Annotated in this window: 15 protein-coding genes; 8 read left to right on the forward strand and 7 right to left on the reverse strand. The window is 59.6% G+C overall.

Annotated elements, in window-relative coordinates; genetic code table 11:
• Nucleotides 1-64 precede the first annotated feature (64 nt).
• Together MOP44_RS11390 and MOP44_RS11395 are read left to right on the forward strand one after the other, a co-directional pair.
• Nucleotides 65-1,363 carry a TlpA disulfide reductase family protein gene (locus MOP44_RS11390; RefSeq protein ID WP_260796156.1) on the forward strand — a complete coding sequence of 433 codons (1,299 nt, stop codon included), beginning with the start codon at nt 65-67 and terminating at the stop codon, nt 1,361-1,363.
• Between the two features lie 712 nt (nt 1,364-2,075).
• Nucleotides 2,076-3,656 (forward strand): hypothetical protein, encoded by a 1,581-nt coding sequence (locus MOP44_RS11395; protein WP_260796157.1) that lies wholly within the window; start codon nt 2,076-2,078, stop codon nt 3,654-3,656.
• Nucleotides 3,657-3,671: 15 nt separating this feature from the next.
• On the opposite strand, the gene MOP44_RS11400 is transcribed toward MOP44_RS11395, so the two are convergent.
• Nucleotides 3,672-4,358, reverse strand: a complete 687-nt coding sequence (locus MOP44_RS11400) for a GNAT family N-acetyltransferase (protein WP_260796158.1) — start codon at nt 4,356-4,358, stop codon at nt 3,672-3,674.
• A gap of 173 nt (nt 4,359-4,531) precedes the next feature.
• On the opposite strand from MOP44_RS11400, the gene MOP44_RS11405 reads away from it, so the two are divergent.
• The 4 genes from MOP44_RS11405 (at nt 4,532) to MOP44_RS11420 (ending at nt 8,554) form a co-directional block, all read left to right on the forward strand.
• Complete coding sequence (locus MOP44_RS11405) at nt 4,532-4,987, forward strand: GAF domain-containing protein (protein WP_260796159.1); 456 nt, start codon at nt 4,532-4,534, stop codon at nt 4,985-4,987.
• Nucleotides 4,988-5,020: 33 nt separating this feature from the next.
• Nucleotides 5,021-7,186, forward strand: a complete 2,166-nt coding sequence (gene glgP / locus MOP44_RS11410; RefSeq protein WP_260796160.1) for an alpha-glucan family phosphorylase — start codon at nt 5,021-5,023, stop codon at nt 7,184-7,186.
• 228 nt (nt 7,187-7,414) lie between these two features.
• Entirely contained in the window at nt 7,415-8,014 is a 600-nt protein-coding gene (locus tag MOP44_RS11415; protein WP_260796161.1) for a hypothetical protein, read from the forward strand.
• 57 nt (nt 8,015-8,071) lie between these two features.
• The gene (locus MOP44_RS11420) at nt 8,072-8,554 is read left to right on the forward strand and encodes a hypothetical protein (protein ID WP_260796162.1); all 483 of its coding nucleotides are present in this window, start codon (nt 8,072-8,074) and stop codon (nt 8,552-8,554) included.
• Here MOP44_RS11420 and MOP44_RS11425 read toward each other — a convergent pair.
• Nucleotides 8,541-8,981, reverse strand: a complete 441-nt coding sequence (locus MOP44_RS11425; RefSeq protein ID WP_260796163.1) for a hypothetical protein — start codon at nt 8,979-8,981, stop codon at nt 8,541-8,543. The two genes, MOP44_RS11420 and MOP44_RS11425, sit on opposite strands and share 14 nt — an antisense overlap.
• Nucleotides 8,982-9,623: 642 nt before the next feature.
• On the opposite strand from MOP44_RS11425, the gene MOP44_RS11430 reads away from it, so the two are divergent.
• Together MOP44_RS11430 and dtd are read left to right on the forward strand one after the other, a co-directional pair.
• Entirely contained in the window at nt 9,624-12,953 is a 3,330-nt protein-coding gene (locus MOP44_RS11430; protein WP_260796164.1) for a vitamin B12-dependent ribonucleotide reductase, read from the forward strand.
• 107 nt (nt 12,954-13,060) lie between these two features.
• The gene (gene dtd / locus MOP44_RS11435) at nt 13,061-13,510 is read left to right on the forward strand and encodes a D-aminoacyl-tRNA deacylase (RefSeq protein ID WP_260796165.1); all 450 of its coding nucleotides are present in this window, start codon (nt 13,061-13,063) and stop codon (nt 13,508-13,510) included.
• A 5-nt stretch (nt 13,511-13,515) separates the two neighbouring features.
• Here dtd and MOP44_RS11440 read toward each other — a convergent pair whose 3' ends face one another.
• The 5 genes from MOP44_RS11440 to MOP44_RS11460 all read right to left on the reverse strand — a co-directional run bounded on the left by MOP44_RS11440 (nt 13,516) and on the right by MOP44_RS11460 (nt 22,049).
• Nucleotides 13,516-15,168, reverse strand: a complete 1,653-nt coding sequence (locus MOP44_RS11440; RefSeq protein WP_260796166.1) for a GMC family oxidoreductase — start codon at nt 15,166-15,168, stop codon at nt 13,516-13,518.
• A 41-nt stretch (nt 15,169-15,209) separates the two neighbouring features.
• Nucleotides 15,210-15,962 carry a gluconate 2-dehydrogenase subunit 3 family protein gene (locus MOP44_RS11445; RefSeq protein ID WP_260796167.1) on the reverse strand — a complete coding sequence of 251 codons (753 nt, stop codon included), beginning with the start codon at nt 15,960-15,962 and terminating at the stop codon, nt 15,210-15,212.
• The gene (locus MOP44_RS11450) at nt 15,959-16,918 is read right to left on the reverse strand and encodes a hypothetical protein (RefSeq protein WP_260796168.1); all 960 of its coding nucleotides are present in this window, start codon (nt 16,916-16,918) and stop codon (nt 15,959-15,961) included. Before MOP44_RS11450 ends, MOP44_RS11445 begins: the two co-directional genes overlap by 4 nt.
• A complete protein-coding gene (locus tag MOP44_RS11455; RefSeq protein ID WP_260796169.1) occupies nt 16,915-18,030 on the reverse strand; it encodes an enolase C-terminal domain-like protein in 1,116 nt (371 codons plus the stop codon). Before MOP44_RS11455 ends, MOP44_RS11450 begins: the two co-directional genes overlap by 4 nt.
• A 194-nt stretch (nt 18,031-18,224) precedes the next feature.
• Entirely contained in the window at nt 18,225-22,049 is a 3,825-nt protein-coding gene (locus MOP44_RS11460; RefSeq protein WP_260796170.1) for a Plug and carboxypeptidase regulatory-like domain-containing protein, read from the reverse strand.
• Between the last annotated feature and the right edge of the window lie 214 nt (nt 22,050-22,263).

Raw genomic sequence — 22,263 nt, forward strand, 5'->3', positions numbered from 1 at the left:
CAGGCGGTAAGATGGCGTCGAACGAATTCTTCTTTCGCTCGTCTTGTGCCTGAGGAGGGTCCTGATGAAATCGAGTCGGATATGTTCGGCTGTACTGTTCCTGGCTGTTGCTCCGGCGCTGCCCGCACAAGTTGCGCAAGAAGGCGGCGACGCCATCGCGCTGTTGGAGAGTGTCGCCAAGGCCTATGCGAGTGGGACCGATTCATTCCGGATTGAATCAATCATCGACAGTACAACACTGACGGAGTTGCGTCACGACTGGAACCGGACGTATCGGACTGCCATCAAGGGAAGCGGGAATCTGTACCGAATCGAAGTGCGTACGGGCTTTGGCTCCTATGTGCAACTTTCGGATCGCACGAATGAGTGGGTGTACCAAGTGGAGACGAATGCATATATCAAGCGTCCTGTGCCTGCCGATTGGCCGAAGTTTCCGAAGGTGATGGACATGGGCTTTAACGAGATGCGGCAGGCCTGGCAGCAGCAGCAATGGCTTGAAGAAACGGCGCTCGGCTACAAGCGGGCCAGGATGCTGCCGGAAGAGACCCTGGTGATCGATACACATCGCTATCCGTGTTTTGTGGTGCGAGCCAGCAGCGATGACTCAATTCACAGTCACGACAAGGAATTTCACGAGGAGGTCACGTTCTGGATCGATAAACAGACCCATGCCTTTCGGAAGATCCTACGCGATGCCGACTCGTACGTGATGGTGACGCCTAAGCTGCATATCCCCATGCGTACCGAGACGACGGAGATTTTTCCGGTGGTGGATTTCGGCCCGCAGAGCGCGCCGGAGGAGTTTCGGTTTACACCGCCAGCGGACGCCAAGGAGGTGGCGAGCCTGGAGCCGGATTGGGGTGGCCCTCCGCCTGAGCATCCCAAGGCGCAAATGGTTGGGCAGATGGCGCCGGATGTCACCCTTGCAGGGCCGGATGGAAAGAAGGTGGCGCTGAGCTCGTTTCGAGGGAAGCCTGTGCTGATCGATTTCTGGGCTACCTGGTGCGGACCTTGTTTGCTGTCGATGCCTTCGATCGGCAGGATCTACGCGGACGCCAAGGGATCGGGGTTGACGGCTGTGAGCGTGGATGAGAACAGCAACGCGGAGGACGGCGCCGTTTACTTTGAACGCCATCACTATGCGTGGCCGAACTTCCACGACAATGAGAAGGCGATTCAGAAGGCTTTCAAAGGCGAGGGAGTCCCGCTGACCGTTCTGCTGGACGCGCAGGGGAAGATTGTCTATTACGACTTCGGCGGGGATGAGGCGGGGCTGCGCGGCGCCATTGCCGGATTGGGGCCCGAGTTTGCTTCGCTGTCGGATGCGGGAACGAAGGCTCCTGAGTCGGCTAGAAAGCGATAGGGGAATGTTCACTGGCCGATCGAGTGGGATCCCGTCTTTTACAGTCGCCAACAGATGGTGCACCGGTAACAAGGCGCTGGTGAGCACCGCTCCAGGCTTGAGCAGAAGGACAGGCGCCAGCGGCGCCGGATGGGGTTTTCTCCGAATTGAGGTTACTTTCGTCTGTGGCCTTTGGTAAGGTTTCGCTCATGAAACTCTCGCCTTGACATTGATCAAAATAGGGATACTCTCCATCTAGTAACCCTCCCCCAACACGGCCACATCGACCTCATGTGGCGCGATTGAGCGCCAGGTATTCCTTTGTTGCGGCTACATCTCCTGCGTGGCCGCGTGGCATCGTGTTGAACCCGAGTTCGCTCAACTAATTCGGATTATCAAGATTGGAGGTTGTCATGGCTTGTACGTTAGATGTTTGCCCCACGGTCGAAGCTGATTACCAAGGTCCGACGGGCGCCTCTTTCGAAATAGCTGTCAGTTCTTCGTCCGGACTAGCGACGATGATTGTTGCACGTTACAACGGCATAACCCTCACCGCAGGGCCATGGAAATTCGATATTGCGAGCGGAGTGAACCTCCTGACACTCGTCATAGAGAGTACGGAGGTAGGCGACAGAGTGGCAGTGAACGAAGTTACGAACGGTTGCAGTCAAGTGCTGGATGCATTTCATTACTCCCCCTCGAGTGCTCCAGAGGGATTGGAGATTAAGGGACTATGAAGAAGGTAATTTTGCCGCTGCTTGCTCTTAGCTGTTTGCCCTGTTTCGCGCAAGGCGTTGTCAACAAATATGGCTACTGCGCAGATCTGGACAATGTGCTGAGCATTTCCAAAGTCACAGATAAGGCCAACAAGCCTCAAGTCCAAAAGGCCCTTGAGATCGGGCGCGGCTGCAACTTCACTATCGTTACAGAGTATATTTTGACGCACCCGAAAGAAATTTCCTCCCCGTTTTCCTCTGCCCAACAGGAGCAACTTGCTCAGCAACTCCTCAGTTACGCCGAGCAGGCCCGCCAAGACAAACAGGTTGGAGCATCCGAGAGTTCGAACGGCACCACGTCGTTGGTAAGCAAGGGGGTCGGGGCGATTGTGGGGATAGCCCTCGAGAGCGGCTCCATCAATCGAACCACCAATGGCAATACCACCACGGTCACGCTGAATGGCGGGCAAGCGGCCGATTTTCTGACACTCGGAAACGTTCCGCCTTGCGCGATTATCGAAACGTCGTGTGGCGTCGGAAGGACGCTTCTGACCGCCCTCACGGTATCGAGCAGTTTCGATGTCTCACAAGCCAACACGTCGAACACCAGTTCAGCGGCTCAAGATGCCCTTGCCGCGCTGGTCGGGAGCAATACTCCGGCGTTCTCTGGGATAGGTGCACGCCTCGATTTCCACGCTAGAAAGAAAGACGTGACGTTGCAGGATGTGATGCAAGCGTACCAAGACCCGAAATATCTCGACGTGGCCACCACCTATGCCGCAGCCTATGATGCCCTGACCAGCAAGGTTAGAGAAGATCCGGCCTACTTGAGCGCGCTCGGGCATGCGATCGAGACACTCGAGAGCCCAGGTACTACCAAAGCACCTGAAGACGTAGATCGCGCAATTCAGGAGTTGGTGCAGAAGACCGCGAGCATTATCAATGCAAACGCCGCGAATACGGTTGCGTTCCGAACGTTCGTATCAGCTCAGAGTGCGTATCGCGGTGCGCGCGATAAAGCGTTGGGGGCTGTGTTAAATAAGTGGACGGGATCCTTTGAGTACGACTTCAATCGTCTGCCGAATCAGCCTGACCAGTCCGATTTCAAGGCGATCTACAGTTACCGAGGTGATGCCAAGAACAGCGATCGCTTCGTGCAGGTCACCGCAAATGCCGGTGCAACCATGTACAACTCAACGCTCGGAAGCAGTACCTCGCAGGTGCGCAGCGCACAGGCCGCGCTCCAGTTCGACTACACCGCAGCGTCAACGTCATCGAAGGTTCAGGCAGCCGTAACCGGGGGTTATTACTTCCAATACATGATCGCCAACGGGCTGCTCACTTTACCCGCAGATCAGCTCGCGCCCGGCACCGCGATCCCTCTGCCTGGGAATGCATCCGAACTGTTGAATACCACAGGCCCGATCCATATCGGGCAGGGAAAGGTCACTATAAGTGTTAAAGGCACGAACGTGAACATCCCTCTAGCACTGACGTTCTCGAATCGTACTGATCTCATCAAGGCGTCAAAGGTCGGCGGCAATTTTGGCATCACTTACGATTTCAATTCGCTGCTCGCCAAACTCAGACCGAATTGAGATGTTCGGCTGAATCTACACGTCGAGGCCGCTGGCCACCGCTAGCAAGCCTTGGTGCTGACTGCCGTTTGAGTCGAAGTTGCGGACATCGAGCCACGATTCGAAGGCCTGCTTTCTTGCGGGCCATTCGTGGTCGAGCATGGCGAACCAGGCGGTGTTGCGGTTGCGGCCTTTGACGACCATGTGCTGGCGGAAGATGCCTTCAAAGGTGAAGCCGAGGCGCTGGGCGGCGCGGCGACTCGGCTCGTTCAGCGCGTTGCATTTCCATTCATAGCGGCGGTAGCCGAGATCGAAGATGTGGCGGCCCATGAGGTACATGGCTTCCGTGGCGGCGGTGGTGCGCTGCAGCGCGGGCGAGAGCAGGATGTTGCCGACTTCGATGACGCCGTGAGTCGGTTCCATGCGCAGATAGCTGGCGAAGCCGGCGGCGGTTCCTGTGGTGGCGGGAATGATGGCGTAGTAGATGCGGTCCGTCGCGCGCTGCTTGGCCTCGATGTCGGCCGTGAAGGCGGCTTCGTTGGCGTAGGGGCCTTCGAAGAGCCACTGCCATACCTCGTCGTGGTCCCGCACGGCGTTCCAGAGGGCCGCCGCGTGACGTGATGCGTCGAGAGGCTCAAGTGTGACGGTGCGGCCCTGCATGGGCTCGCGGCGGGGCAGGGGAACGGGCTGCCAGCTCGTGAGGATGGCGTGAGTTTCGGGCATATCTCCACGTTAACAGCATGCGAATCGGTGTATGATCAGGCACTACTGGCAGCCATTAAACAGCCTCGTTACAGGTCCTGCGCTTTTCCAATCCCCGGGTGCTCTTAGTTTTTTCCAGCTTCGTTGATTTCGAGGCCGGTGTACGTGTCTTTATCGGTCATGGAGGGGTCCTTATGCAGCAGTCTTACGAATCCAGGGAAGCCGCCCGGGTGCTGGGCGTGGATGAAATTGCGAGCTTGTATGAGGAGGGCAAGCCCGCGGATACGCTGATGAACGTGGTGGCGCTGATTGCGTCGCGGTTCAACACGGACGTGTGCTCGACGTATCTGCTGGAGCCGGACCGGTCGAATTTGGTGATGGCGGCGACGGTGGGGCTGCATCCGCGGTGCATTGGAACTCTGCGCATGCCGCTGCACGAGGGCCTGGCGGGGCTGGTGGCGGAGCATGTGATGCCGGTGGCCGTGCCGGATGCGCGGAATCATCCGCGGTTCAAGTACTTCAAGGAGTCGGGCGAGGAGGAGTACCGGTCGTTCCTGGGAGTGCCGCTGATCGATCGCGGAGTGCTGCAGGGCGTGCTGGTGGTGCAGACGAAGGAAGCCCGGACATTTGGGGACGAAGAGATCCAGTAGCTGGCGGATGCGGCAAGCGAGGTGGCTCCTGCGGTGAGCGAGGCGCGCACGCTGGACCGGTTTATCGCGCCGGCGCAGGAACGGTTATGGGCGCTAGCGAACAACATCTGGTGGAGCTGGGATCCGGAGTGCATCAGTTTGTTCAACGATTTGAATCCGATACGGTGGCGGCAGTTGAACCAGAATCCAATTGCACTGCTGAAGGAGACTCCGCTGCGCGAGCTGGAGCGGCGGGCGTCGGAACTCGGGCTGCACAGCAGGATCAACTACTGCTATCGGCGGCAGCAGGAGTATCTGAACGCGGACCGGACGTGGGGCGCGAACAATGCAGGCGTGTTGCGGCCGCGGCCGGTGGCGTATTTTTCGGCGGAGTTCGGGCTGCATGAGTCGCTGCCGATTTATTCGGGCGGATTGGGCGTGCTGGCCGGCGATCACATCAAGAGTGCATCGGATCTGGATATTCCGCTGGTGGGCGTGGGGCTGTTCTATGGGCAGGGGTATTTCCTGCAGCGGCTGGACGCGGATGGCTGGCAGCACGAGGACTACATTGCGACGGACGTGGGCACGCGGCCGATGCAGATTGCGATTGGCGAGAACGGTGAGCCGGTAACGGTGGAGATTGCCACGCGGTCGGGGTCGATCCACTCGAAGGTGTGGCGGATCAAGGTGGGGCGCTGCGATCTGCTGCTGCTGGACTCGAACGTGGAAGGCAACGCGCCGGAGGATCGCGAGCTGACGTCGCGGCTCTATGGCGGCGATGGAAGGACGCGCATCCGGCAGGAACTGCTGCTGGGCGTGGGAGGCCATCGCGCGCTTCGGGCCATGGGGATCTCTCCGGGTGTGCTGCACCTGAATGAGGGGCACAGCGCGTTTGTCGTGCTGGAAGCAATCCGGTGCCGCATGGAAGACGAGGGCGTGGACTTCAAGACTGCGGCGAGCCACGTGGCACGCGAAGTGGTGTTCACGACGCACACGCCGGTGCCGGCGGGGCATGACCGCTTCCCGGCAGACCTGATTGAAGAGCACCTGGGGCCGCTGCGCGATGAGCTGGGGCTTTCGCAGGAAAACCTGATGGGCTTTGGGCGCGTGTATTCGAACGACGATGCCGAGACGTTCTGCATGACGGTGCTGGGGCTGAAGCTGTCGCGGCGGGCGAATGCGGTGTCGGCGCTGCACGGTGAGGTTTCGCGCGAGATGTGGTGGAAGATGTATCCGGGCAAGCCGGAGGATGCGGTGCCAATTGGGCACATTACGAATGGAGTGCATGTGCCGTCGTGGCTGGCTCCGCAGATGCGGCGGTTGTATGACCGGCATCTGGGCGTGGGATGGGGGTTCCGCAGCGGGGACAAGCATACGTGGGCCGAGATCGAGAAGGTGGATGACGGCGAGTTGTGGGAGACGCACCTGAGCCTGAAGGCGCAGTTGATCGAATTTGCGCGGCAGAGGGCGAAGGAGCAGGCGGCGTTCCGCGGCGAGGCGCAAGAGGCGATCCAGCGGCTAGGCAAGGTGCTGACACAGGATGCACTCACGATCGGATTCGCGCGGCGGTTTGCTACGTACAAGCGGGCGAATCTGATTCTCAAGGATATTGAGCGGCTGGCAGGGATGGTGAACGATCCGAAGCGGCCGGTGCAGTTTGTGTTTGCGGGCAAGGCGCATCCGCACGATGTGCCGGGGAAGACGGTGCTGCAGGAGATTGCGCGGCTGATGAGGGATGCGGATCTGGGAGACAAGTTCGTGTTCATTGAGGACTACGACATCAACGTGGGGCGGCACCTGGTGCAGGGAGTCGATGTGTGGCTGAATAATCCGCGGCGGCCGCTGGAGGCATCGGGGACGAGCGGGCAGAAGGTGGTGCTGAACGGCGGGCTGAACCTGTCAGTGCTGGACGGGTGGTGGGCCGAGGCATACGACGGCCTGAACGGGTTTGCGATTGGGAAGGGCCGCACGCACTCGAATATGGATGTCCATGACCGGCGCGATGGCGACGATCTGTATCGCGTGCTGGATGAGGAAGTGATTCCGCTCTACTACCAGAGAGATCGCGATGGGCTGCCGCGGGGATGGATCCAGCGGATGAAGCGGACGATCCGGACGCTGGGGTGGCGGTTCAACGCCGATCGCATGGTGATGGATTACAGCATGAAGTGCTACGTGCCGGCGGCGGGCGGGACGTCGAGTGAGATTCGGGAACCCTAGAGGCAGGGAACAGGCAACAGGGAACAGGGATCAGGAAGGTGGGACAGGGGGCCGCATATCCCTGACCAACTGGTCTAGTAATTCTGGCAGTGCCCCTCCGGCATTGATTCTCATTAAATTGATCACCGCGTGGGGACACGGGTGAAATGCGTGGCCTTGTCCCTGCAAGGCGCCGTCAACCGCTGCTGCGAAGTCACTCAGCGTTGAATCGAGTGCAATGGAGGGCAAGTGAATTTTATATCCAAGTATTGGAAGGTGAGTACTGCCGTTGCGTTAGTCGTGGCTATGACAGCCGTTCCTGGATTTGCGCGCGAAAAGTATGAAACGATCGACGCCCAAGCCTATGGCACGAGCACCCAGTTGGGGCAAAATGGCACGATCAGGCTAATCATCTATGAGTATTCCACTGCGGAAGACAGACAGATTCTGGTCGAATCGTTTCAGAAGGGTCAGAACGATGGCCTGTGCAACGCACTTGAGAAGATGAAGGCAGTGGGCCGGATCACAATACCGGGGACCCTGGGTTTCGACGTCTCCTATATCCGCGAGATCAAGACTCCTACAGGACGGTCGATCCGTTTCATCACGAACCGCAAGATTGCTTTCGGGGAAGCCTACTGGTCCACCCAATCGAAGTCTTTCAATCTGACGGCGGGCGAAATCGTTATCGACGATCAGGACAAGGGCAAGAGCGGCGGCGTCCTCTACCCAGCAACTCAGCTCACCATCAACAAGGATGGCGAGCCACAGTGGGATCTGAGAATGAACCCCTGGAAGCTCAACAACATTATTGTGTGGCCGGGCGGGGATAAGGAGAAGGAGAAGTAAGTCCTTCCTGTTCGCGTCTTCAAACGGTGGTTCACAAGTCCTGCGAGGAATCGATCCATGAGAAAGCAGCTGCATTCGTGCAGAGTCGCGCTGGTGATAGCTTTCGTGCTGATGGGCAGTACCTTGACCCAGGCGAAGAGCAAGTACATCTGTGATGAACCGCAACCGGCGGACCTGTGCACGGCCGCCAATACCTGCGGATCGGCATCCGAGTCCTGCAAGATCGACATCCGGCGATCGGGGGGTGGTGCGAGCGTCAAACCGGGAGTTCCCAACGCAAAGAGCAATCAGTTCTTCTGCGTAAAGGCCGGCACTGAGGTCGTGTGGATGACCTCTAGCAAGAACACCGGCTTCTCCGTTTACTTCGGGACAGATTCGCCCTTTACTCCGGATGATCCGATTGTGGGTGGCGGAAGCAAGCCGGTAACGGTAAAGGCACAAACCCCCGGCTGCTACAAATACGACGCAGGCGCGTTCTACTCAGGCGCGGTCTTCGGCATGAGCGGTGGCAGCAAGCCGGAGCTTGTCATTCTGCCCTAGGCCATCCGGGATCATCGCTTGAGGCAGTTCCAGGTTCAGAGAGGGGCTGGGCCTGGAGAACCACGGTCGAAACGGTGACACCGAAATATCCTGCGGCCACTTCTGCGAGATCCTCGTCGGTCATGACGCCGTATTCGATGTGCGGCTCTTGGCCGGGTGCGATGAGGTAGTAGCCTACCTTGATTGGACCGGCCCGAAAAGTTAGCGTGCGCTTGCCTTTTTGGACGCGAAAGAAGCTTCCGTCCAACTCCCGGAATTCTATGCCGGCCCGCTGCAGTGTGGGGCCAACCTGGCCGGCGTAGAACACGAAGTCGCTGAGTGCGTCGGATTCCTCAGGTGCGGCATTCGACCTACCGTCAAAGAATGCGATGACAGTTGGTTTGACGATGGTGATGGTAGTCAGGGTCTGGCGCGTCTGGCTCCGCAAGGCAGGAGCAGAATCAAGGCCGCAAAAATGGCTAACGTTCTCATTGTTTGACAAATTGTCTACCACTTTCGAGGCATCTCCGGGGACTGATTCTTCTTCGTTCCGGAACGGGCTGATTCCCGAAGGCGAATTACGTCACCGGTTGTCCACATCTGCACAGGTTTGGCCTTTATTTCCACCGGGTTGCGGCCTTGTGGCGGGACGGCGTGCGGCATAGGCTGGAAGGGTCGAAGTGCCGGTGGATGCAGGGCCGCCGGCGAGATGGGAAGCGACGGGTGGGTATCTGGGCATTTGAGGGGCCGGACTTCGCGCTGCCACTGGCGATTTGCACTTTCCACAGGGCAAATGCTGGGGTTTTGAGCCTCGGATCCATCAAACGCAATCAAAACACAAGATATTGTGGTTTGGTGTTGACACGCACCATAGACAGCGGTATTTTTTCATCTGCGGCTGTAAAAGGATCATTAAACGGACTCAGCGTAAAGACGGCTTGAAAGCGCTGATAAACGCCGCAAATCGGATCACAATTCGCACTCATTTGTTTTTGCCCGGATTCTTTCTGTACGAAATATTTCGCGGGTTCACACCCGAGGTTTTTGATTGAGGAATCTTATCCGCTTCCGCCGACTAAGGAGACCCCCCATGAACGAGGCCCATGTACAAACGTCTACGACCACCACAGATACGAGCACTGCGATCCACGGCGGATTGAAATTTGCCCGCCGGTTTACGCGGCCAGGCATTTCGCCCTATGACGAAGTGCAATGGGAGAAGCGCACCGCGCTGATTACCGACAGCAAGGGCAACACGATCTTCGAGCAGAAGGACGTGGAAGTGCCCATCGACTGGTCGATGACGGCCACGAATATCGTGGCTTCGAAGTATCTGCATGGGCAGATGAACACGCTGGAGCGCGAGAGCGGCGTGCGGGCGCTGGTGGGGCGCGTGGCGGAGACGGTGCGGGACTGGGGCATCGAGGGCGGATACTTTGCGACGGCTGAAGACGCGGCGGTCTTCTATGACGAACTGGCGCACATGCTGCTGTCGCAGAAGGTGGCGTTTAATTCACCGGTGTGGTTCAACGTGGGGTGCGACCGGCTGGAGCCCAATGCGGAGGGTTATAGCTGGCATTGGGATCCGGCGACGGGATGCGTGAAGTTCGAGCCGACGGGCTACAAGAATCCGCAGTGCTCGGCCTGCTTCATCAATGCCGTTGAGGACTCGCTGGACTCGATTCTGACGTTAGCGAAGACGGAAGGCATGCTGTTCAAGTGGGGATCGGGCACGGGGACGAACCTGTCGACGATCCGCGGATCGAAGGAGACGCTTTCGGGCGGCGGCGAGGCGTCAGGGCCGTTGAGCTTCATGCGCGGATTCGATGCGTTTGCCGGCGTGATCAAGAGCGGCGGCAAGACGCGGCGCGCGGCAAAGATGGTGATCCTGAATGTCGAACATCCGGACATCATCGACTTCATTGAGTGCAAGGCAAAGGAAGAGGCCAAGGCCTTCGCGCTGATCAGACAGGGCTATGACGGATCGGGGCCGGACTCGGAGGCGTATTCGTCGATCTTCTTCCAGAACGCAAACAACTCAGTGCGCGTGAGCGACGAGTTCATGCGTGCGTACGAAGCAGATGGGGATTTCCAGACGCGTACGGTGAAGGAAAAGAAGCCTGTGCAGACCTACAAGGCGCGCGACATTATGCAGAAGATCGCGAAGGCCACGTGGGAGTGCGGCGATCCGGGACTGCAGTTCGATACGACGATCAACAAGTGGCACACGAGCAAGAACACGGCGCGGATTAATGCGTCGAATCCGTGCTCGGAGTACATGTTCCTGGATAACTCGGCGTGCAACCTGGCGAGCTTCAACCTGCTGAAGTTCGTGAATGCGGCGGGGCAGTTTGATATTCAGGCGTACCGGCATGGTGTGTCGGTGATGATCACGGCGATGGATATCCTGGTGGACAACTCGGGATACCCGACGGAGTCGATTGCGAAGAACTCGCATGACTATCGGCCGCTGGGACTGGGCTATGCGAACCTGGGCGCGCTGTTGATGGCGTTCGGATTGCCGTATGACTCCGAGGCGGGACGCGATCTGGCCGCGGCACTGACGGCGATCATGTGTGGTCAGTCGTATCTGCAGTCGGCGATTATTGCGGGCTCGTGCAAGCCACTGGCTTCGGCAACGACTCTGACGGCCAGCGTGGAGCGGCAGGGCGGCGCGTGCCCCGGCTTCTATGTGAACCGCGAGCCGTTCCTGGATGTGATCCGCATGCATCGCGCGGAAGTGAACAACATTGGCAAGTCTAAGGGGAGCACGGAGCCGTTTGTGGTGCCGCAGCTGGATGCGCTGCTGGATGCGAGCCGCGAGTGCTGGGACATGGCGCTCCTTTATGGTGAGCGGCACGGCTATCGCAACTCGCAGGTGACGGTGCTGGCGCCGACGGGCACGATCGGCTTCATGATGGATTGCGACACGACTGGCATTGAGCCGGACCTGGCGCTGGTGAAGTACAAGAAGCTGGTGGGCGGCGGCATGATCAAGATCGTGAACAACACGGTTCCGGCGGCGCTGTTCAAGCTTGGCTACAAGGACGAGGAAGTGAACGCGATCGTGAGCTACATTGATGCGACGGGCACGATTGAAGGCGCGCCGGGGATCAAGCCGGAGCACCTGGCGGTGTTCGATTGCAGCTTCAAGCCGGCGAAGGGCACGCGGTCGATTCATTACATGGGCCACATCAAGATGATGTCGGCGACGCAGCCGTTCCTGTCGGGCGCGATTTCAAAGACGGTGAACCTGCCGCATGAGGCGTCGATTGATGACGTGGCCGAGGCGTACGCGGAGAGCTGGCGGCGGGGCATCAAGGCAGTGGCGATTTATCGCGACGGCTCGAAGGGCACTCAGCCGCTGAACACGAGCCTCGACACGAAGAAGGAGCCTTCAGCTCTGGATGTGGTAGCAGCGCGCATGCTGAGCGACATCGCGGCTGGCCGGGTTGCGGCTGACGCGGATGTGAAGACGCTGGAAGCGAAGATCGGCGACAAGCTGGAAGTGACGGCGAAGCAGGTGATCGCGGCTGCCACCGCGTTCCAGAAGTCGATGGATGAGATCGCGAAGGCGGCGTCGGTCCCGGTGATCAAGGTGAACCCGGTTCCGATGACGCCGACACCAGAGCAGCAGGATTTGAATGCGCCTCCGAGGGCAGTGCGACACCGGCTGCAAGAGGAGCGCGCATCAGTGACGCACAAGTTCTCGATTGCCGGGCACGAGGGCTATATCACGGTGGGACTCTATCCTAACGGGCAGCCAGGCGAGATCTTCATCAAGATGGCGAAGGAAGGCTCGACTGTCTCCGGCCTGATGGACTCGTTCGCAACGGCGATTTCGCTGGCGTTGCAGCACGGTGTTCAGCTCCGCACGCTGTGCGAGAAGTTTGCGCACACGCGGTTTGAGCCGAGCGGCTGGACGGGCAACGAGCAGATTGGCTACGCAAAGAGCCTGATGGATTACATCTTCCGCTGGCTGAGCCTGCGCTTCCTGTCGGGCACGCAGCTCACGCTGTTCCAAGGACTCGCACCGCAGGCACCGCAGCTTCCTGCTTCGCCGACGCTGCTGAGCAATGCGGAAATCGAAGACGAAAGCGCGATTCCGCAGGATCAACTTTCGCGGCTGGCTGAGGAGGTTGCGCGCAAGCTGAACGAGGTGGGTGTGCAATCACCGGTGCAGGGGATGGGAAGCACGTCGTCTCCGGCGGGCGGGATTGCGCCGGAGATGCACGGGTCGAGCGCGGCAGCGGAAGTTCCGGAGTTGAAGGATCGCGGGATCTACCACGCTTCGGATGCGATGCGTGACCTGTACGACATGGGTGATGCGCCGAGCTGCGGAGTGTGCGGGGCAATCATGGTGCGCAACGGAAGCTGCTATCGATGCATGAGCTGCGGGTCGACTTCCGGGTGCTCATAGCTACAACGTAACTACCAGGACGACGACGACGGGAACGGGAGCAGAAGACTTCACGGTCTGCTCCCGTTTTTCTTTGGGGCAGAACGAGGCTGCTAAGCTGGAGCACAATGCGTGCCGTGGTACAACGTGTGTCCAAAGCTTCTGTGGTGGTGGACGGCCAGGCGGTTGGCGAAATTGGGTCGGGCCTGCTGGTGCTGCTTGGTGTTTCCACGAGCGATACGAACGGCGACGCTGACTACCTTGCAGAGAAGATCGCCGGACTGCGCATCTTTGAAGACGGCGATGGCAAGATGAACCGGAACGTGGCGGATGCGGGCGGCGCGGTTCTCGCCGTTTCGCAATTCACGTTGTATGGGGATGTGCGGCGTGGCAAGCGGCCCTCATTCGACGATGCCGCGCGGCCGGAGCGCGCTCGGGAACTCTACGAATACTTCGTTGCGGAGATTCGCCGGCGTGGTCTGCGGTGCGAGACGGGCCAGTTCCAGGCGATGATGTCGGTGTCGCTAGTGAACGAGGGGCCGGTGACTGTGCTCCTGGATAGCTCGAAGTTGTTTTAGCCGACTCAGGTGATGCGCGGATTGCCCTTGAATTTTGTGTAGGGTGGACTCAGGTCGTAGCGAATGCCGGGTTCGGTCAGGTCGCGCTGATTCGAGGAGAAGATCGCTGTGCCCTGTTTGATTAGATAGTCGGCGGTTCTTGCGGCGAGTGCTTGTATGGTGAGGCCGGGATTGGCCGAGCCTTGGGTGGGGAGAATGCTGCCGTCGCAGACGAAGAGATTCGGGATGTCGTGAGTGCGTCCGAATTTGTCGACGACCGATGAGGAAGGATCGCTGCCCATACGTACGGCGCCGACCAGATGTGCAAAGCGCGACTCTTGCACTACCTGCTTGGCGCCTGCGGCCCACATGACCTCCATCACCTTGTTCTTGCCGAACTCAATCAGCTTCTCGTCGTTGTCGTGAAGGTTGAATGTGACCTTTGCGACGGGTATTCCGTGCTGGTCCTTTTCTTCGGCGAGTTCGACGCGATTGTCTTCCCAGGGAAGGATCTCGCCGAGCACGCCGAGAGTCGCCCAGTGGTTGTAATCCATCATGACGCGGCGCATGCCCCAGCCCCACGCGCCCATGGCGGCCACCATCTGCTTGGCAAAGGCGACGGGAAGCGGGCCGACGGTTTGAATCGCGAAGCCGCGGGCGAATCCGCGGCGCGGGTCGGTTTCGTAGAACTCCTCTGAGAGCGCATGCGCGGGTGGCGCTTTGTAGAGACGAATAAGCTCATCGAACCTGCCGGCTACGACGTTGCCCGCTTGCGCCATAAGATATTTGCCGAGCGTTCGGCTTGAGTTGGCGAGGCCATGCGGGTGCGCAGGACAGACGGAGTTCAACAGCAGGCGCGGCGTTTCGATCGCATATCCGCTGACAATGACTGCGCGGGCGCGCTGGAAGTGTTCGCGACCTTCGCGATCGAAGTAGATGACGCCGTCAACGCGGCCGTCGCTGCGAAGACTGATGCGCGAAGCCATTGAGTGGGCTCGGATCTCTGCGCCGCCAGAGATGGCGTCGGGCACGTGCGTGATCAGCGTGCTGGCCTTGGCTCCAACCTTGCATCCCTGCAGGCAGAAGCCGCGATAGATGCAATGCGGCCTGTCGCCATGCGATGCGGAGAGAATCGCAACCGGGCCGCCTGCAACTGTGCGGATGCCAAGCGAAGTGCAACCGCGTACGAGCACGTCGCCCACACCGCCGAGTGGATGCGGACCATAGGGGTGGCCGTGCGGATCGCCCCAGGGAAACCAGGCAGGGCCTGCGACAGGGATTTCGCGTTCGAGCAGTTCGTAGTAGGGTTTCAGATCCCAGTAGGACATCGGCCAATCGACGCCAACGCCGTCCTGCGTGTAGACGCGGAAATCGGAGGGATGAAATCGGGGCGTGAAAGCGGCCCAGTGCACTGAGCCTCCGCCGACACCCTTGCCGCTGTTGTTGGAACCCAAGGCGAGCGGGTGCTTTCCGCCGGTGATGCGCAGGTCGTTCCAGTAGAGCTCGCGCGAGCCCTTTTCGTCGCTAACCCAGTCTTTTTCGGTGTCCCAGAAGGGGCCGGCTTCGAGCGCGACAACGCGAAAGCCCGCGCGCGCGAGTCGCTGCACCAGCACTCCTCCGGCGCTTCCCACGCCGACGATGCAGTAGTCGACGGTCTCGCCTTCATCGAAACGACGCATTGGTGATGGAAGCGTCTGCATGGGCCCGAGGCGATGAGGCATCAGTGACTGCCTCCATGACCATGCAGCGAGCCGTACTCAGGGGGGGCACCCTCTTCGTCGAGTTCCGACACCGAGTCTGCGGGCACGTTCCATTCATAGCGCTGTTCGTCCTTCTCCCACGGCTCGGGCAGGCCGTTCTCGAGGCGCATGTAACCGCGCGGATATGCAGGGCCGCCGAAGCCGATCTCATCCCAGGCCCACGGGTGCGCATAGTAGGCGGTGACGCAGTCTTCCATCAGCATGGCCCAGAAGCGATGTACGGGCATGCGATGCCACGCTGCGTGATCGGGATCGGGGTGACCGTCGTGCAATGACTTGAGGATCAGCTCCTGCCGATGCACGGTGAGATCGATGAAGGCCTGGCCGAAACGTTGCTGGGCCATTGCGTCGATGGCCTCGATGGCAAGCTTGTAGGCTTCCTGATCGGGCGGCATGTCTTCATAACGAAAGCCGCTGAGCTCGTTGTTGAAGAGCCGCTGGTCGAGAGCAGGGAGAATCGGAACTGTGTGCGCCTCAGCGCGATCGTCCTGCGGCAGGACGCGATCGATGATTGCTCCGAGTAGTGCGGCTTCCTGCGGCGAGAAGAAGCGGATGGGCGGCGTCTTCATCACGCGACTGGTCACGGTTTCGCGCGTTGCGTCATCCCACTTCCGCTGCTGCGCTAGAGTGCTGTAGCCGGCGTAGTAGCCGGGCTGCTGAAGAGCTCTGATCTCGCCGCCTGTGGCGCGGAACGGAAAGGATTTCTTCGTCATCGAGTTTCTCTCCGGAGCAGACTGGCCATGATGCCGAGAAATCCGCATGCAGCGAACAGGAGCGGCGCAAAAATGGGAGGACCGTAAAGGATGTTGTAGATGGGCTTCTTGACCCCGCCTGGCCGCCGCACGATGCCGCGCGCGTGATAGAAGAAGCCGACACCACCGTTGGCGAGGGCGAGTGTGGAAGTAGCGGGAAGAGCCGTGTTCGCGATGCGCCGGCTCTTGATCGCTCCGATAGCTGCTGCCATCAGAATCGGCGTCAGCAGGACCGGAGTCCATTGAGCCTTGTAGCGGAAGTTCGTTTTGTAATGCGAGTAGAGTGCTTCAAAGCCGCTGAAGAATGCCCATGCGGCCGTGACGGCCGAGAGATGCTTTTGAAATTTGCCGTAGCGGAGTTCGGTTCGCCAATCGGGGCGTTCGCTCTGCATCGAGTCGTCGGGAGCGTCTTCGGTTTGGCCCAGTTCTTCTTCGCGGCGGAGGTATGAGGCCATCAGTCCCAGGTAGGCGCTGGTGCCGAACAAGAGCGGCGCGAAGATAGGCGGCCCCATGACGATGTTCGTGATGGGAAGGCTCCACCCTCCGGGCTTGCGCGCGATGCCGCGCACGTGGAAGAAGAAGCCGATGATTCCGTCGGCGAGCGTTGCGATGCTGACGTAGCGGAGGATGCCGGTGGCTGCGTTTCTGCTAAATACGCCGAGCAGGCCGGCGCCCGCGAGCGCGCCGCTCAGCGCCACTGGCGTGTACATCACCGGATTGCTGTAGCTGCCTTTGTAGTGCTCGTATCCGACTTCAAGCCCGCTGGCAACGCTGGTTGCGGATACGACGAGACAGAGACTGCGCTGAAAGCAGCCCTGGCGCAGATGCTCAAGGGCAGTGGTAATCGCCTCAGATGCGGGCAAAGGAAGATTGTTTCGAGCGACCTTCTCAAGAGCGGTTGTAAGGATGAAGGTCACTTGCTTCTCCATGTGAGGTACCGCTCTGCGTCTTTGCGTTTGAATTCAAGGCCCAGACCAGGGCGCGATCGATCAGGCTTGAGATCGCCTTGCTCGGGCGCAATGAAGCCGTCGAAGAGCATCTGCTCGATGCGCGCGTGATCATGAAAATACTCGACGTGGCGGACGCCGGGAATCGCGCAGCAGATATGCATGTGAAGCGATGGCGCACAATGTGCGGAGGTCGGGCATCCAAAGCTGGCGGCGATGGCTGCTCCCTCAAGAAAGCCTGTGAATCCTTTGCAGCGGGTTGCATCGAGTTGAAGGACGTCGACAGCTTCGGCCTCGAGCATGCGCCGGAAATAGAGAGAGTCGTAGCCATACTCGCCAGCGGCAATCTCCATTGCAGCAGGGGCGCGGTCACGTACGCGCCGAAGGCCATTGAGGTTATCGGAGCTCACAGGTTCTTCGAACCAGGTGACGCGAAACTGATCGACCTTGTCTGCAAATGCAATTGCCTCGCGCGCGTTGAAGGCGCCATTCGCGTCAACGAAGAGTTCTACTTCAGGGCCAATTGCTTCGCGAGCCACGCGCACGCGTTGGGGATCATCTTCTGGATGTTGGCCGATCTTCATCTTCACGCGCTTCAACCCGCTGGCTGCCCAGCCGGACATCTGTGCAGCTAATTGCTGGTTGGTGTAGGTTGTGAAGCCGCCGCTTCCGTAGGCGGGTACACTTGCGCGAGCAGCGCCCAGGAGATCGAGGACAGAGCAATCGAACAGCTTCGCCTTGAGGTCCCAGAGCGCGATGTCAAGCGCCGAGATTGCCATCGATGCAATTCCGGAACTTCCGTCGTTGCGCGCCTGCTGAAGCATCGACGCGTGCAAGAGCGGGATATCGAGGGGCGAGCGGTTGTGCAGGCATTTAGAGCCAAGATGATGCGCCGCGTGAGCGGTGGCCGCTGCGCCGTAGCTGTATCCGAGGCCCGTTCGACCGGAGGCTGAGACCTCGCACAGGATCAGAGTCGTCGAGTCCCACATCAGCGTGCCGTCACCCTCGGGTGCATCGGTGGGGATTGTGTAGGCTGAGACCTCCACGCTCTCTATCGATGTGCTGGAAGGCTCTATGCGCAAGACAGTCCCCTGGCGACTACACACCCTTGGACGCGCGATAGACGGGCCGGGTTTGATCATACGTCAGAACCGTCTTGAGTTTTGAACTGAGGTTCCAAGTGCCAAACAAAAAAGCTCCTCTCTGCGCCGTGAATCGGATTATCCGATCACGGCGCGAAGAGAGGAGCCGGGAAGCTGTGAAGTTGGTTGCTGGTTTAGAAGGTGTACCGCAGGCCGAGTTCGAGAATGCGGCGCCCTTCCTTCAGAGGAGCGTACCCGAACTGCGGATTGGCCGCTGCGCTGGAGCTTTGCAGCGCCTGGTTCACGTCCATGCTGTTCGTGGCCTGGCTGAAGTTCATGGTGTAGTTCTGCGTGTTAACCGCAGTGAAGCTGTTGTTGGCGTGGTTGATGAAGTTGAACGCGGCAACGCGGAGCTGAATGTTGTTGCGATCGCTAATTTTGAAGTTCTTGGCTGCTGTGAGGTCCGTATCGAAGAACGCGGGCCCGGTTACGTGGCCGTAACGATACGCGCCGTTGGTGCCGAGCGCCGGCAGCGTGAAGGCGTTCGCGTTTACGTACTGATTCGAACCGCTGTGGATAGCCGGATTGGCAACCACGCGGGGCTGCAGGTTTACGTCCGGCGTGCCAAGGATGTTGGTGTTGCTGACCGCCAGCGTGCAGGTGCCGGTGCCGGAGGTCGTGGCGCAGGTGCTGTTGTTGTTGGCATTGACTGCCGCAACCGCACCCACCGGCACTGCGAGCGATCCACCGATTCCGAAGTTGGAGCTGATCATGGAGGGGAGGTTCGGGCCGCTCTGATATTGCACGATGCCCGAGAGCTGCCATCCGTTGGTGACGCCGCCGATGAACCGCTGCTTCACGAAGTTGCCGAAGTCGTAAGACCAGGCCGCGTTGAAGATGTGGCTGCGATCGAACGGCATGTAGCTGTAGTCGTTGTGATAGTTGAAGGGATCGGCCGGATAGCTGTAGGTTGACGAGCCGCCGATGCCGAGGATGCCCAGTGCCTTCGACCAGGTGTAGTTCACGGAGTAGTGCGCTTTGCCGGTCTGACGCGCGAGGCCCACCTGAAGGCCGTTGTAGTTGGCATAGGCGTTGTGCCGCGGCACGAACACGTGGTTGTAGAGCGGGAAGCGCTTGTAGGTGTCGATGTGCGCCTGGTCGAGCGAGCTGACGCTGGTGTTGTTTCCGCCGACCGTGGGACCAAACACTGGATAGACCATTCCGGCGGTGGCCGCCGTGTCAGGGCGCGAGTTGGGCTGCGGCTGGAAGAGCGAGCCGACAGGCAGTGCGTTGAGATCGTCGAGGGTGGTGTTCTGCGTGGAGCCGTCGTTCAGCAGCATGTCGCTGGAGTTTCCAACGTAGGAGAGCTCCAGGAGCATGTTGTAGGGGAGCTTCTGGTCCACGGACAAGTTGTAGGTTCGGACGCGCGGCTCCTCGTCGTCCTTGGAGTCAAATGCGTTGACGCTGGTATCAGGCGTGAAGCCGGAACCGTTGCTCACCTGGGACTGATAGGAGCTGATCGAAGAGAAAAGCAAGGGGCCGTTCACGGTGTACGTGCGCATGCCGATTACTGTCTGGCTCTCGTTCGACGCGTCGTTGTAGGAGTCGTGGGTGCGGTATACGCCGAACCCGCCACGCAACATGGTGTTACCCGTGCCGAAGATGTCGAACGCAAAGCCGAGACGAGGTTCGATAAAGCCCCAGCGCGTAGGACGGCCGGCGTTGGGGATGGAGTTATTCATTGCATGCCACTGCACGCCAGGCAGGGAAGGATTGGTTCCGTTGGCGTAGGCATCGGCTGAGAAGGTCGCAATTCCAACGCCGTGCGCATCGCTCCACGGGGTGGTGTGCTCGATACGCAGACCGTAGTCGATGCTGAGGCGCGGAGTGAGACGCCAGTGGTCCTGCGCATAGCCGGCCAGGTTCCAGAAGTACAGATTGGGCTCGGGCATGATGTTCGTCTGGTTGTACTGGAACACGATGCCTTCAGCGAAGTTGGCGAGATAGTTGCCGCCATTGCCGCTGCCCACCGCACCCGTAGAATGCAGGGTGCCCTGCACCGGGTCAGTGAACGTTTCGCCCACGTAGTACTCGTTGATGGTGCCGTTGGTGTTGATGAAGGGGGCGACCTGCGGATTGTTATCCCACTGGTAGAACATGCCTGCGCGGAACGTGTGCTGGCCCATCACCTTGGTCACGTTGTCGCCGGCAATGCGAACCTGCTTATTGGCGAAGATGCCGCCGTAGGTGGTATCGGGCGTGCGCAGCAGTGGCAGGCCGTCGTTGCCGTAGTCCTCAAGCGTGGGCTGCACATGGCTGCCGTTGTTGAAGACGCCCTGGTAGGGGTTGTTGTTGAGGGCTGACGGAGTCTTGGGCAGGAAGTTGGAAGTCACATAGCCGCCGCCTGCGTAGAACTCGTTGGTGAGCGACGGGCTGAAGATGTGCGTGTAGTTCAGGCTCATCACGTGCGAGCCGTACTTGCTGGTGAGACCGCCGCCGGGAACATTGATTCCGCCGAGATTGCCGCGCGCCGAGTAGTACTCGTTCTGCGGCACGTAAGACAGGCCCTTTTCAATCGAGTAGGTGGCGAACAGCTTATCGTTGTCGCTGATGGCGTAGTCGACACGGCCCTTTGCCTGCCACAGGTTGTTGTTGACGAGGTTGGTCGTGATCCAGTTGTAGATGCCGTTGCTGGTGGTGTTGGGCATCGGCATTTCGTTCATCACGATCTTGCCGAGCGGATCCATGTAGGGCGCGATGTTGCCGTTGGTGAGAGCACTGCCGTTGGGAGCAGTCTGAGGCACACGGCAGATATTGAGGTCTGGGATGTAGCCGGAGCTGGAGCCGTTGTACGTGCAGCCACCGCCGTTGGGACTTATGCCGTAAGCGGGTCCGAGGTACTGCTGGAGTTGCCCCGCGCTGAAGTCGCCGTTGCGCATGCCTGCGGTGGGGACAAGAGCCGTGAGAGTTGCACTGGAGGCGCTTCCATATGCGTAGGTGTTGCGCTGCGCATAGTCTTCAGCACCGACAAAGAACGTCAGCTTCTTGTCCTTGTTGAAGTTCGTGTGAGGCACCAGAACGGGACCGCCGAAGGTGAAGCCAGGATAGACATAGCGATCCGGGGGCTTGTTCTGTCCGCTGTACTTTGCAATCCAGTCAGCGGAGTTCAACTGCGTGGTTCGAGCGAAGGTATAGAGCGAGCCGTGGTATTTGTCGCCACCCGACTTGCCTACCGCGTTGACCACGATGGGACCGTGAGCCTGGTCGGCCGTAAAGCTGGAGGTTTGCACCTTCACTTCGGCAACCTGTTCGTAGTTCACGTTCTGCATGCCCTGGGCCATGTTGCCGGGATCGGTGATGTCCATGCCGTCGGAGAGAAGCGCCTGGCCGTTCACCGGAGTTCCGTTTGCGGCGTACTGGCCGAGAGCGCCGCCCGGAGTTACCTGGGCAGGATCGTACTGACGGTTGTCAACGTTGCCGCTGCCGCCGTTCGAAATGGCGAAGCCGGGGAGGATCTTCAGCAGTTCGGTTACGTCGCGGCCTTCGACCGAGAGGTGCTGGATCTGCTCGGCGGAGATGAGCGAGCTCTGTTCGCCGGAGTCGAGCGTGATGGAGTCGGCGGCGGACGTGACGTTTACGGTTTCAACGGCGCCAGACAGCTGCATCTGGATTCCGCGCACCGTACGCTGGTCGCCGGGATCAAGGTGAATGGCGGTCTGCTGGAAATCGTGGAAGCCAGTGGCGCTGATGGTGATGTCGTAGTTTCCAGTGGGAACGGCGGAAAACGAAAATGCGCCTGTACCGTTCGAAACTGAACTCCGAGTGTCGCCCGTCGACTCGTTCTTGAGCGTGATGGTCGCGTTGGGAATGACGGCGCCGCTTGCGTCCGTTACGACGCCTCCCAAAGTGGCGGTCGTAGTCTGCGCGCCTGCACGGTTAAAGGCCAATCCCGCGATCACGAACATCATGGCCCACAACGCAATGAGGCGCCCGTAACAAGAAGTAGTGCTGTTAATCATCTGGTCCTCAGGTCGAATGAAAAGGTATGAGAGGCTCTCTTCGCGCAAGAGGGGGCCCATGGCTGTGCAGCATTGCGCAGGCCAACGAGAGATTGCTCCGAAGATGCGAGGAAAGAGAACCTTAGGTTTGAACCGGGTTTAGCTGTTTAACTCCATAAATGCCGAACGAACTCGAAACGATATACGGGCCCGTTTCCTACATGCTGCTCGACTT

Source organism: Occallatibacter riparius, from assembly GCF_025264625.1.
Taxonomy (GTDB): domain Bacteria; phylum Acidobacteriota; class Terriglobia; order Terriglobales; family Acidobacteriaceae; genus Telmatobacter; species Telmatobacter riparius.